Source organism: Corallococcus sp. AS-1-12 (assembly GCF_020036995.1).
Classification (GTDB): domain Bacteria; phylum Myxococcota; class Myxococcia; order Myxococcales; family Myxococcaceae; genus Corallococcus.
This window is the reverse complement of record NZ_JAIQDD010000014.1, coordinates 65,509-76,703: the sequence shown is the minus strand read 5'-3', so window position 1 is coordinate 76,703 and position 11,195 is coordinate 65,509. Positions and strand designations below refer to the sequence as shown.

The 11,195-nt window shown below is 70.0% G+C and carries 13 protein-coding genes; 2 read left to right on the top strand and 11 right to left on the bottom strand.

The genetic code is table 11. From position 1 onward, the window contains the following. Nucleotides 1-39 precede the first annotated feature (39 nt). Both K8556_RS22295 and K8556_RS22290 read left to right on the top strand, forming a co-directional pair. Nucleotides 40-1,599, top strand: a complete 1,560-nt coding sequence (locus K8556_RS22295) for a ChaN family lipoprotein (protein WP_223742097.1) — start codon at nucleotides 40-42, stop codon at nucleotides 1,597-1,599. Between the two features lie 60 nt (nucleotides 1,600-1,659). Next, the gene (locus tag K8556_RS22290; protein ID WP_223742096.1) at nucleotides 1,660-2,337 is read left to right on the top strand and encodes a hypothetical protein; all 678 of its coding nucleotides are present in this window, start codon (nucleotides 1,660-1,662) and stop codon (nucleotides 2,335-2,337) included. A 58-nt stretch (nucleotides 2,338-2,395) separates the two neighbouring features. Here K8556_RS22290 and K8556_RS22285 read toward each other — a convergent pair whose 3' ends face one another. The 11 genes from K8556_RS22285 to K8556_RS22235 form a co-directional block, all read right to left on the bottom strand. After that, nucleotides 2,396-2,791, bottom strand: coding sequence for a LysM peptidoglycan-binding domain-containing protein (locus tag K8556_RS22285; RefSeq protein ID WP_223742095.1), 396 nt, complete (start codon nucleotides 2,789-2,791; stop codon nucleotides 2,396-2,398). A gap of 109 nt (nucleotides 2,792-2,900) precedes the next feature. Further along, a complete protein-coding gene (locus tag K8556_RS22280) occupies nucleotides 2,901-3,845 on the bottom strand; it encodes a hypothetical protein (RefSeq protein WP_223742094.1) in 945 nt (314 codons plus the stop codon). 72 nt (nucleotides 3,846-3,917) lie between these two features. Next, nucleotides 3,918-4,304: a hypothetical protein gene (locus K8556_RS22275; RefSeq protein ID WP_223742093.1), complete on the bottom strand. Its 387-nt coding sequence runs from the start codon at nucleotides 4,302-4,304 to the stop codon at nucleotides 3,918-3,920. 127 nt (nucleotides 4,305-4,431) lie between these two features. Continuing rightward, nucleotides 4,432-4,983, bottom strand: coding sequence for a hypothetical protein (locus tag K8556_RS22270; RefSeq protein WP_223742092.1), 552 nt, complete (start codon nucleotides 4,981-4,983; stop codon nucleotides 4,432-4,434). Nucleotides 4,984-5,074: 91 nt separating this feature from the next. Next, entirely contained in the window at nucleotides 5,075-5,869 is a 795-nt protein-coding gene (locus K8556_RS22265; protein WP_223742091.1) for a class I SAM-dependent methyltransferase, read from the bottom strand. Then, entirely contained in the window at nucleotides 5,859-6,635 is a 777-nt protein-coding gene (locus K8556_RS22260) for an SDR family NAD(P)-dependent oxidoreductase (RefSeq protein ID WP_223742090.1), read from the bottom strand. The genes K8556_RS22265 and K8556_RS22260 overlap by 11 nt, the downstream gene beginning before the upstream one ends. A 218-nt stretch (nucleotides 6,636-6,853) precedes the next feature. Further along, the gene (locus K8556_RS22255) at nucleotides 6,854-7,681 is read right to left on the bottom strand and encodes a 3-keto-5-aminohexanoate cleavage protein (protein WP_223742089.1); all 828 of its coding nucleotides are present in this window, start codon (nucleotides 7,679-7,681) and stop codon (nucleotides 6,854-6,856) included. Further along, nucleotides 7,678-8,076 carry a hotdog fold domain-containing protein gene (locus tag K8556_RS22250; protein WP_206795532.1) on the bottom strand — a complete coding sequence of 133 codons (399 nt, stop codon included), beginning with the start codon at nucleotides 8,074-8,076 and terminating at the stop codon, nucleotides 7,678-7,680. Before K8556_RS22250 ends, K8556_RS22255 begins: the two co-directional genes overlap by 4 nt. Next, nucleotides 8,073-8,858, bottom strand: a complete 786-nt coding sequence (locus K8556_RS22245) for an OAM dimerization domain-containing protein (protein ID WP_223742088.1) — start codon at nucleotides 8,856-8,858, stop codon at nucleotides 8,073-8,075. The genes K8556_RS22250 and K8556_RS22245 overlap by 4 nt, the downstream gene beginning before the upstream one ends. A gap of 4 nt (nucleotides 8,859-8,862) precedes the next feature. Beyond that, nucleotides 8,863-9,351: a hypothetical protein gene (locus tag K8556_RS22240; protein WP_223742087.1), complete on the bottom strand. Its 489-nt coding sequence runs from the start codon at nucleotides 9,349-9,351 to the stop codon at nucleotides 8,863-8,865. Next, nucleotides 9,348-10,898: a lysine 5,6-aminomutase subunit alpha gene (locus tag K8556_RS22235; RefSeq protein ID WP_223742086.1), complete on the bottom strand. Its 1,551-nt coding sequence runs from the start codon at nucleotides 10,896-10,898 to the stop codon at nucleotides 9,348-9,350. Before K8556_RS22235 ends, K8556_RS22240 begins: the two co-directional genes overlap by 4 nt. Nucleotides 10,899-11,195: the final 297 nt, after the last annotated feature.

Sequence of the window (11,195 nt, the reverse complement as noted above, 5' to 3'; positions counted from 1 at the left end):
GCCGCCTCCACGAGCGCATGCGACGGTGCCTCTCGCTCCATGCGCGCGTCGCTTGCCCTTCACCTCGCCCTCTTCCGCCGTCAACGCGCCCAGATCGCCCGGGTGGTCGAAGGCCGCACCGAAGCCTTCCGCGCCTACGAGGCCCGCTACCGCCGGCGCACGAGCACCTATCAGCGCCTGGTCACCCTGACCCACGTGCACCAGCGCATCGCGGCGTCGGACCTCGTCTACGTCGGCGACTACCACACGCTGCCGCTCGCCCAGCAGACCTACCTGGACCTCGCCGAGCGCGCCCTCGCCTCCGGCCGCCGCGTCGTGCTGGCGCTCGAGTGCGTGGAGGGCCGTCATCAGGCCGCGCTCGACGCGTACCTCGCGGGGCGCCTGCCCGAGCGCACCCTGATGTCCCGGCTGGGCCATGGCCCCACCCCGGGCCCGGGTCCCGGCGCTGGCATCCGCGCCGTGCTGGCCTTCGCGAAGCGCCTCAAGCTCCAGGTGGCCGCCATCGACCGGCGGGCCCAGGGAGAGCGCTCGCTCGCGCTGCGAGACGCCTTCGCCGCGGAGCGCATCGCCCACGTGGCCCGCGCGGAGGATGTCCCGCTGGTGATGGTGCTGGTGGGCCAGTTCCACGCCGCGCCCTGCCACCTGCCCGCGCAGGTGGAGCGCGCCCTGGGAGACGCCCATCCGCGCCGAGGGCTCGTCGTGTACCAGAACGCCGAAGGCCTCTGGTGGCGCCTCGCGCGCGAGGGCCGGCTGGGCGGCGCGGAGGCCGTGGAGCTGGCGGACGGCGCGCTGTGCCTGATGAACGCGTCCCCGGTCCTCTGCCAGCAGAGCTTCCTGGACTACCTGGAGGCCGAAGGCGACGACGCGCCCCTCCTGGACCGCAGCGCCGCGGAGCGCTTCCGGGACATGGCGGAGCTCATCGGCGGGCTCGCGGGCGTGTCCGTGGGCCGCGAGCTGGACTCGGTGGAGGTGACCACGGCGGCGGACGGCGACGTGCTCGCCCGCATCCGCCGCAGGGGCCGCTTCACGCAGGCGGAGCTGTCCCAACTGCGCAAGCACATCCTGTCGCGTGAGAGCGGCTACATCCCGCGCGCGCGCACGGCGTACCTCGCGTCCCTGTCCCTCAACCACGCCGCGGAGGAGGCCGCCCACTTCGTGCGCCACTGCGCCGTGGGCGACGCCATGGACGCACCGCGCGGCGCCTCCGAGGCCTTCTACGCGCGCTGCATGGAAGAGGCCCTGGGCTTCTTCGGCTCCAAGCTGATCAACCCGCGCCGCACCTGCCCCAACGTCACGGAGTGGGCCAGGCGCTTCGGCGAGGCCCGGGGCCTGGAGCGGCAGATCGCCGCCTTCGTGCTCGCGCACAAGGCCACGGAGTCCGAGGCCCCCGACGAGGCCGTGAAGCTCCTCCCCCTGCGCCGCGACCGCCTGTTCCACGGCGTCAGCCACGCGCTCGGCTACCTCCTGGGGGACAGCCTCTACCGCGCCTTCGACGCCGGCCAGGTGGACACCGCCGACATCCGCGCCCTCTTCCGCGACCCGCTCGTGGATCCGCGAGGCGCCTACCTCGCCTGGGCCGCGCGCCTGCGCGGTCTGTAGGTCCGTGGTCGCGGCGACCCAGATGAATCCCGCGCCGGCTTGAAGCTACATTCCGGCGGTATGAATCCCTCTCCTCGTCCGCTCACGGGCATGGTGTCCGCGGTCCTCCTGTCCCTCGCCGTGGGCCTCGTGCTGCCCGGGTGCTTCCCCACGCAGGGCGCCTGCGTCCACGGCTCGTCCATCTACTTCTGCAATGAGGACACCGAAGGCGAGTGCCGCGACTTCTGGTGCGACGGCTGGGACTACTGCGGCTACTTCGACGGCGACTCGTGCGAGGACGTGGGCTTCGCTGACGGCGAGGTGGCGCTGAACAGCTTCTCCGAGCCGAGGACGCCGGAGTGGAGCTGGGGAACGCCCTCCGGAGGTGGCGGCGGAGGGGGTGGCGGCGGCGGCAGCGGCGCGTGCGCCTACTACGATGGGAGCCTGAACCGCGTGCTCTGTGAGCAGCGCACCAGCGCGTCCAGTTGTTCGGGCAAGTGGATGGGCAGCAACACCACCTGCTCCGGCATGAAGTGCACGAGCAACACCGACCCCAACACCTGCACCGTGTCGGGCGGAAGCTCGGGCGGCACCTGCACGCCCACCTACCAGGGCCCCACCGGCGACGCGCAGGTCTATACCCAGTGCGCGTCCGTGTGGAACTACCGCTGCCAGCAGAAGAACGACAGCGCCGCGGACCAGAACTGCCTCGTCTACGACTCGCTCGAGGCGACGGTGGACTGCCCGTACTGTCCTTGAGCCGGAGACCGGCGGGCCGCGAATGAGCGGCCCACCGGACGCAGGAAGCGCTGGAGGCTCAGGCGCGGTTGGCGAGGGTCTTCGGCGGCAGCTTGAGGACCTGGCCCACCTTGATGTGGTCCGGGTCCTTGAGCTGATCCTTGTTGGCCTCGAAGATCTTCGTGTACAGCTTCATGTCGCCGTAGATGTCCTTGGCCAGCTTGCTGAGCGTGTCGCCGGACTTCACGGTGTGCAGGCCGTAGGGCTCGGCGTGGGTCACGGTGAGCATGACCATGATCTCGTCGTTCCACTTCGGGTGCTTCGCCTTGATCTGATCCCACATGCGATCGCGGTCGAAGGCGTGGTCGACGCTGCCCTTGATGACGAGCTTGCCGTTCTCCTCGCGCGTTTCGATCTTCGCGCCCACGTTCTTCGCCACGTCCAGCACGTCCTGGTAGTCGTTCTGCAAGGCCATCCGTGTCCTCCTGTCGTGAGGGCGCGAACTCAAGCATCCCGCCCCATGGGCATGACGGGCCGCCGGGCCAGGCGTGAACGAAGCTCAACACTGCGCGCGCAGGAGCTGTTCAGAGCACCACGTCCGCGCCGGGCTCCGGTTCGACGTTCAGCGACTCGGGCGGTGCGAAGGTGCCGTCCGGCCGCAGCTCGCGCAGGACCTCCTCGCGGCTCAGGCGCACCTCGCGGATGGTGCCGTCCGGAGACAGCGCGTAGACGCGGTCCTGGTCCGCCCCGCCCACGAAGAGGCCGCCCAGCGCGGGATAGAGCATCACCAGCGCGAGCTCCGTCTCCAGCGGCCCCGGGAAGAGCACGTGCGCGTGCGCGGAGAACTGGGGCCGCTCGCCGTCCGCGTCCGGCGCGATGGACACGGGGATGAGCCCCTGGTGCAGGGGCAGCTCCTGGAGCTTCTGGCGGCCGTCCTTGCTGAACTTGAAGCGGAAGTCGCCGCCCAGCAGGTACAGGTTCGAGTCGTCGAAGCCCTGGAGCACGTAGACGGTGATGCCGTCGCCCTCCTCCACCACGACGGGGTTGAGCTGCTTGCGGCCGTGCACCTGGAAGACGCGCTCGCAGGCGGCGCTCACGGCGCGGGCCAGGGCGTCCATGCCCTCGGGCAGGGACTCGACGGGGAAGTCCTCCATCTCACCGGAGAACTCGATGGGCGCGCGGTACGCGTACGCGGGGACGAACACGTCCTCCGGATTGAAGCGGCCGAAGACGGAGTACCAGGCGTTGCCGCGCGGCACGGTGAAGAACCAGTTCATCCGCGCGCGGTCCAGGTCCGGACGCGCGAGCAGCAGGTCCGTGGCGCTGATGGCGCCCTTCTCCGACTCGACGATGTACAGCGCGCGCTTCTGCACGCGCTGGAGCTCCTCGTCCGACACCAGCACCGCCGGGGACTCCGCCGCGTCCGGCGCGTCCACCGGGGCCTGCGCCGCCGCGTCCGGCGTCGCGCGGGAGTGCGCGCGGCAACCGGCGGTCAGGACGACGAGGGCGACGAGGAGACTGCGAACCATGGGGACTCCCGCGGACGAAAGGGCCCGGTCAGTCTGTGCCGGCCGGGGCCTCCGCGTCACGTCCCCCACGCATCAGGCGCCCTGCTGCGTGGGCACCAGCGCCGCCCGGATCTTCTCCCGCAGGGCCTTGCGGCGCTCCTTGAACTGCGCGCGGGTGGCCTCGTCCACCTGGCCATTGCTGGAGGCGCGCGCGGCCTTCATCTCCTCGTGGAGCTGCTTCGCCTCCGCCTTGAAGCTGTCGGCCTGGGCCTGGCTCAGGCGCCCTTCGGCGACCTGCTTGTCCAGCCGGTGCTCCATGCGGCCGAACTTGTGGCCCCCGCCGCCGTGCTTGCCCCGGCGCCCCTCGCACTGGCCGGCCTGGGCGTTGGCGTCGGACGGCGCGGCCGTCTGGGCGAGCACGGGGACGGCGAGGAGCAGCGTGGCGACGGCGGTACCGCGAAGCATGGACTTGAGCGACATGGTGTGTGGACTCCGGGTTCAGGTCAAAACGCGCCGGGAGCAGCCGTGCAGCCTGCTTCCCGTCGCGCCCTGACACCCAAAACCCCGGAGCCCGCCGAAGGTTAAATCGCCTCCGGCGAGCCGCCGGCTACTGGCAGTCCGACATGCTGTAGGTGAAGTCCTGGCGCGGCGTGTGGCCCGGGTCCTGGTTGATGGCCGCGATGCTCAGGTCCGTGTACGACACCGTCTGCGTGCCGCCGATGACCATCTGCGTGCGCTGCACGCGCGTGGTGGACAGCACCACCTTGCCCGTCGTGCCGTTGGACTCGATGCGGAAGCAGTTCAGGATGCGCGGGTCCACCGTGGAGCGGTTGCAGCGCGTGTACTGCCCCAGCACCGTGCGCTGCTCGTACGTGCAGCGGCAGTCCCAGGGGTCGTAGGCCTCCGTCACCGTGGCCGCCTCGTAGCCCGTGGCCGTCTGGACCACCTCCAGGTAGCTGCCGTCCTGCGGCTGCGTGCAGCGCAGCACCGTGTCACCCACCGCGCCCTGCTTCACCTCCGCCAGCGAGGGCTCCACCGCCACCTGGGCGCCCGCCTCGATGGCGTTCAGCGGATCCCGCGAGCCCGCGCCCTCACAGCCCAGGCCCAGCAGCGAAACACCCATCATCACGACCGCGGAAAGACGCAGCGACACCTTCATGGACGACTCCTACGAAAGGGGGGATGTCCGGGAGGACCCGGACAGCTCACCTGTAGGCTTTCGCGGTGGCCCGGCGCAACGCCCTTCTGCGTCACGAACGCGATACGGGCTTGAGGGCCCGCGTGGCGATGAAGGTGGGCAGGAACGTGGAGAGCAGGTCCTTCTCCTCGTACTTGTCCTCGAAGAGGTTCGTGAGCACGAAGCCCGCCTCCATCTGGCCGCCCAACTGATCCTCTAGCGAGTGGCCCACGACCATGGGTTCGTCCTTGTCGGTGTAGCGGCGGCGCTCCTCGTCCGTGAGGCTGGTGAAGTCCGAGTACGGCATCGTGTACTTGAGCCGCATCACGCCCTTCTCCTCCTCCACCGGGTCGAAGAGGTAGCGCACCGGGTTGCAGATGCCGGACAGGAGCACGCCGCCCGGACGCAGCACGCGGAAGGCCTCGCGCCACACCGGCAGGATCTCCTCCGCGAAGCAGTTGGAGCACGGGTGGAAGATGAGGTCGAAGCTCCCGTCGGCGAGCGCGGACAGGTCGCGCATGTCGCCCTCCACGTACCGGAGCGACAGGCCCTCGCGCTCGGCCACCTTGCGGTCCTGCGCCAACTGCGCGGGCGAGTTGTCGAACACGGTGACGTTCGCGCCCGCCGCCGCGAGCACCGGGCACTGCTGGCCGCCCGCGCTCGCCAGGCCCAGCACGTCCCGGCCCTTCAGGTCCCCGAACCACGCGCGCGGCACGGGCTTCGTCGGCGTGAGCACCACGCTCCAGTCGCCCCGCCGCGCGGCGGCGATGACCTCCGGGGACACCGGCAACGTCCACCGGTTGCCCCGCCCCACCTCGCCGTTCCACGCCTCGCGGTTGTACGTCCGCACATCCAGCTCAGTCTTCATGCAGCACCCGTCCTTCCATGCCTCCAGCCACGGTGACGACCTCACCCGTCACGTGCCCGGAGATGCGATCCGACGCGAGCGTCACCACGACGCGCGCCACGTCCTCCGGCTGCCCCACCTTGCGCAGCGGCATGGTCCGCGTGACGCGGCCGACGAACTTCGGGTCCGTCAGCTTGTCGCGGTTGCGGCCCACCTCCGTCCAGCCCGGGCACACCACGTTGACGCGGCCCAGGGGCGCGATGCGGTGCAGTTCGTTCTTCAGGCTCTTCACGAAGCCCGCCGCCAGCGCGCCCTTCGCCGCCGCGTAGTCCGTGTGGCCCGCCTCACCGAAGAGGCCCGCCGTGGAGCTGATGATGACGATGCTGCCCGTGCCCGTGGTCTCCACGTGGCGCAGGAACGCGCGGCAGCTCAGGAACACGCTGTCCAGGTTCTGCGCCAGCGTGAGGCGCCAGCGCTCCAGCGACATCTTCCACAGCGGCTCGTCGGGGGCGGGATAGACGCCGGTGTTGCACACCAGCACGTCCAGCCGGCCCAGCGCCTTCACCGCCTGGGGCACCAGCGCGTCCACGTCCGCCTCCACCGTGAGGTCCGCGCGCACGGCCGCGCCGCCCACCTCGCGCGCGAGCGCCGCCGCCTTCTCCTGACTGCGGTGGTAGTGCACCGCCACCTTCGAGCCCTCGCCCGCGAACGCCCGCACCAGCGCGGTGCCGATGCCGCCCGCGCCCCCCGTCACCAGCACGCCCTGGCCCTGCAGTCCCGTGTCCATCGCTTCGCGGCTCCTCGTGGGCTCCCGTCAGCGCGGGAGGAATGCGCGGCATGATGCCCGAGCCGTCCGGTGCGGACAGCCGGGACGACGGGGCGGTGTTGGGGATGCGCTGCGTGCCGGGCAGCGGGACGAAATGCGCGCCGGACTCCTGACAAACGAAGGCCCGGGGCGTCGTCCGCTCCCGGGCCTCGCTGGATGGCGGCTGGCGCCTGAAGGCCTCAGCCCAGGCGCAACAACTGCCGGGCCTGCTCGGGGGTGGCGAGCTCACGGCCGGCGGCACGGGCCCGCTTCGCGGCCTCCGCCACCAGCTCGAAGTTGCCCTTCGCGAGCACGCCCTTGGACAGGTAGATGTTGTCCTCCAGGCCCACGCGCGCGTTGCCGCCGCGCTTCGCGGCCTCCTCCACGAACGGGAGCTGCTGGCGCCCCACGCCCGCCACCGTCCAGGAGCTCCCCTCCGGCAGCGAGGCGATCATGAAGTCCAGCACCTCCGGCCGCGCCTGGAGCGTGCCCGGCACGCCCAGCACGAAGTCGAAGTGCGCCGGCAGCTCCACCAGCCCCTCCTTCGCCAGGTAGCGCGCCTCGTCGATCATCCCGACGTCGAAGCACTCCAGCTCCGGCTTGAGGCCGATGCTCTTGATGCGCTTCGCGATGTCGCGCACCAGCGGCCGGGGGTTCCAGAACACCTCTTCCCCGAAGTTCACCGTGCCCGTGGTGAGCGTGGCCATGTCCGGCTTGTCCGCGCCGGTGAGCGTGAGCCCGCCGCACCGCTCGTCCACGTCCATGCCCACCGCGCCGCCCGTGGACACCTGGACGAGGATGTCCGTGCGCTTGCGGATGGCGCGGATGGCCGCGCGGAACAGCGCCGCGTCCTGCGAAGGCTTGCCCTCCGCCGTGCGCACGTGGATGTGCACCATCGCCGCGCCGGCCTCGCGGCACTTCGCCGCGTCTTCCGCGATCTCCTCCGCGGTGATGGGCAGGTACGGCGTCTGCTCGCGCGTCGTCTCCGCGCCCACCAGGGCGGCGGTGATGACCATGGGCCTGCTCATCGCTTCACCCGCTGCTTGTCCTTGGGCACCACGCACGTGCCCGAAGCGCGGCACACCACCACCGCCTCCGGCAGCACGTCCGCCGCCGAGTCATTCACGTCCGGCCGGGGCTTGATCACCTTGCGGGCCTCGAAGCGCATCTTCCGCGACGTGTTGCCCTCGCTGACGATCTCGCCCTCCGCCTCGATGAAGTCCCCCGCGTACACCGGGGCCAGGAACTCCACGGAGTCGTAGGCGCGGAACAGGCCCTCGTCCCCGTCGGAGCGGATGCACAGCTCCGTGGCCACGTCCCCGAACAGGCCGAGCATCCGCGCCCCGTCCACCAGGTTGCCGCCGTAGTGCGCGTCGTGGCTGCCCATGCGCAGCCGCAGTACCGCCTTCGTGCCAGTGCTCACGAGGGTTCCCCCTGGTAGTGGGAGTCCGCGGACTCCGTGCCTTCCTTCTTCATCACGGCGTGGACGATGTAGTTCGCCACGTCGGACGGCTTGGTGCCCGGCCCGAAGCCCGCGTCGAAGCCCAGCTCCAGCGCCAGCTTGTGGTCCACGCGCGGCCCGCCCAACAGCAGCAGCGTCTTGCCGTGGATGCCCGCCGCCTTCGCCGCGTCGATGAACTGGCGCGAGTTGTCCTTGTGCACGTCCCGCTGCGTGACGACCTGGGAGACGAGGATGGCGTCCGCGTGCTTCGCGGTGGCCTTCCGGATGAGGTCCTCGTTGGGCACCTGGCTGCCCAGGTTGTAGGCCTCGAAGCCGGGGTAGCGCTCCAGGCCGTAGTCGCCCGCGTAGCCCTTCATGTTGAGGATGGCGTCGATGCCCACCGTGTGCGTGTCCGTGCCCGTGCACGCCCCGAAGACGACGATGCGCCGGCGCACCTTCTCCTTGATGAGCGCGTTGAGGTCGTCAAACCCCATCTTGCGCACCACCACCTCCGGCACGTCGATCTCCGCGTAGTCCAGCGTCACGTTGGAGCGGGCGTAGACGACGAAGAACGTGTACTGGTCCGCCGCGCGCTCGGCGGCGGCCACCTTCACGTCCGTGAAGCCCATCTTCTTCGTGAACTGGGCGGCGGCCTCCTTGGCCTTCTCCGACAGCGGCACGGGCAGCGTGAACGACAACTGCACCATGCCGTCGTCGCGACGGTCGCCGTAGGGGCGGATGATCTGCTTGCTCGGCTTCACCATCGAACTACCCCTTCTTGTTCTTGGGCGGCGTGAACGACACGCTGGTGCCCACCTTCTCGGCCACCGCGGAGAAACGGTCCTTCTTGCCCTGCTCCATGTAGAAGACCACCGACCACGTCGTCTTCCCGTTGCACCCCACGTACGTCACCGTGTCCACGTTGCCGCTGCCGTCCGGCGCCGCGTCCGTGTCCGTCTTCGTGGCGGCCGGCTGACCGCCGACCTTCAGCATCGTCCAGCCATCACCGCCGATGTTCGCGAGGATCTTCGTGCGGCACAGCTCCGCCTTCATGCCCGCGGTCTGCACCGTGCCCACGTCCACCAGGAAGTACGCGTCGCCGGAGGGCGCCAGGAACTTCTCGGAGCCCTCCACGTTGGAGCGCGTCCACGCCGCCGGCGCCTTCAGCGCGATGGTCTTCACCGTCACGCTGCTCAACGCATCCGCGCTGCCGCCGCCCGCGGCCATCATCACAGCCACGAAAGTACCCAGGATCATGACGCCTCCAGCATTTCCAGGAACGGATTGAAGTAATCCGGCGCCTTCTCCAGCACGCCGTCCAGGCCCTTGCCACCGGTCTCCTCGCGCTTCACGTCACCGAAGCGCCCCTTGCCGATGGCCGCCACCATGCCCTCGGTGTGGCACTCGCGCAGCAGCTCCTCCGCCTTGGCGAACACCTCCCGCGCGCGGTTGGCGATCTTCCCGTCCTCGCGGACGGTGAACTCCTCGTCGATGCCGCGGGCCGCGCGGTGGATGTACGACGCGGACTTGAGCGCCACGTACCGGTCCGCGAGCAGCGGCGTGTGCATGGCCTCCGTCATCATGCCCAGGAGCTGGATGCCCTGCCGCGTCCAGATGGCCACCAGGTCCGCCATCACGTCGTACGCGTGGCTGAAGAAGATGTCCGTCTCCTTGTGCTTCGTGGGCGGCATGTACTTGAGCGGCGCGTCCGGGAAGCAGCGGCGCACCAGCATCGCCTGGGACAGCTCCAGGAGCAGCGTGTCGTCCCGGTACGGGTCGATCTCGTACGAGTGCCCGATGCCCAACTGCCAGTCCTTGAGCCCCGCGCGCTTGGCGAAGCACTCGTTGATGAACTGGCTGGCGATGACGGTGTGGGCCGCGTCGTAGGCGTCCGCGGTGGTGATGTAGTTGTCCTCGCCGGTGTTGATGATGATGCCGGCCAGGGCGCAGATGCGGCGGCTGAAGTACTGGTCGATGAACGTCCGCCGCATGTTGATGTCGCGGAAGAGGATGCCGTACATCGCGTCGTTGAGGAGCATGTCCAGCCGCTCGTACGCCGCGCAGAAGGCGATCTCCGACATGCACAGGCCGGACGAGTAGTTGGTGAGCTGGATGTAGCGCTTGAGCTTGCGGCTCTCGTCGTCCAGGGCCTCGCGCATCACGCGGAAGTTCTCCTGGGTGGCGTAGGTGCCGCCGTAGCCCTCCGTCGTCGCGCCGTGGGGCACGTAGTCCAGCAGCGACTGCGCCGTGGAGCGGATGACCGCGATGACGTCCGCGCCCGCCTGGGCCGCGGCGCGCGCCTGGTCCACGTCGTCGTAGATGTTGCCGGTGGCGACGATGACGTACTTGTGCGGCGCGGGCGACATGGGGAACTGCTCGCGCAGGGCGTTGCGCTGGGCGATGCGGGCCTTGAGCTCCGTCATCGCCGCGCGGGCCTCCTCGCGCACGGCGTCGCGCAGGTTGGCCTCCATCTCCGGAGACAGCGCGCCCAGCTTGTCCGTGGGCAGCGCGGTGATGCGCTCCACGGCGTCCAGCGGACTGCTGGCGCCCAGTTGCAGCGCGCGGCCGTACCAGTACGCCGCGCCCCGGTTGAGCACCCCGGCGGACTTCAGCTTGTCCACCATGAGGTTGGCCAGCGGTACGCCGCGCGCACCCGCGCCGGAGATTCCAAAGAAGCGCAAGACGGTGCGCTCATTGGAGACAGTGGTGTTGCGTTGGATGAGGTCGAAGATCGGATTGACGATCTCGTCCGCCAGCTTGCGCGCCTCGGCAATCCGCGCGTCGTCGATAAACGGGCCTGACATGCGCGCACCCTACCCGAGCCCCGCGTCCTTCGGCTCAAGAACGCGGGCCCCCGCACCGTCAGCGAACGATGCCGCACCGCGCCTCTTGAATGGCGAGAAGCATCACGCGGAGGCCGCGCCGCCCCAGGCCCCACCGAAATCTCGCGGCGGCCCTTCACACCGAAAAGACGGTGGACGTCGACACCGGCCAGTCGGTGAAATCACCGAGCGGTCGGTGGGCGCGGCCGCCCCAAAGCCTTCAACCCATTGAAAACACAGGGGTCGGATGGGCGGCATGGGGCGTGCTCTGGGGGATGG

Coding starts and splice junctions, on each gene's coding strand:
- K8556_RS22295 (WP_223742097.1), top strand. CDS start 40: ATGCGCGCGTCGCTTGCCCTTCACCTCGCCCTCTTCCGCCGTCAACGC.
- K8556_RS22290 (WP_223742096.1), top strand. CDS start 1,660: ATGAATCCCTCTCCTCGTCCGCTCACGGGCATGGTGTCCGCGGTCCTC.
- K8556_RS22285 (WP_223742095.1), bottom strand. CDS start 2,791: ATGGCCTTGCAGAACGACTACCAGGACGTGCTGGACGTGGCGAAGAAC.
- K8556_RS22280 (WP_223742094.1), bottom strand. CDS start 3,845: ATGGTTCGCAGTCTCCTCGTCGCCCTCGTCGTCCTGACCGCCGGTTGC.
- K8556_RS22275 (WP_223742093.1), bottom strand. CDS start 4,304: ATGTCGCTCAAGTCCATGCTTCGCGGTACCGCCGTCGCCACGCTGCTC.
- K8556_RS22270 (WP_223742092.1), bottom strand. CDS start 4,983: ATGAAGGTGTCGCTGCGTCTTTCCGCGGTCGTGATGATGGGTGTTTCG.
- K8556_RS22265 (WP_223742091.1), bottom strand. CDS start 5,869: ATGAAGACTGAGCTGGATGTGCGGACGTACAACCGCGAGGCGTGGAAC.
- K8556_RS22260 (WP_223742090.1), bottom strand. CDS start 6,635: ATGGACACGGGACTGCAGGGCCAGGGCGTGCTGGTGACGGGGGGCGCG.
- K8556_RS22255 (WP_223742089.1), bottom strand. CDS start 7,681: ATGAGCAGGCCCATGGTCATCACCGCCGCCCTGGTGGGCGCGGAGACG.
- K8556_RS22245 (WP_223742088.1), bottom strand. CDS start 8,858: ATGGTGAAGCCGAGCAAGCAGATCATCCGCCCCTACGGCGACCGTCGC.
- K8556_RS22240 (WP_223742087.1), bottom strand. CDS start 9,351: ATGATCCTGGGTACTTTCGTGGCTGTGATGATGGCCGCGGGCGGCGGC.
- K8556_RS22235 (WP_223742086.1), bottom strand. CDS start 10,898: ATGTCAGGCCCGTTTATCGACGACGCGCGGATTGCCGAGGCGCGCAAG.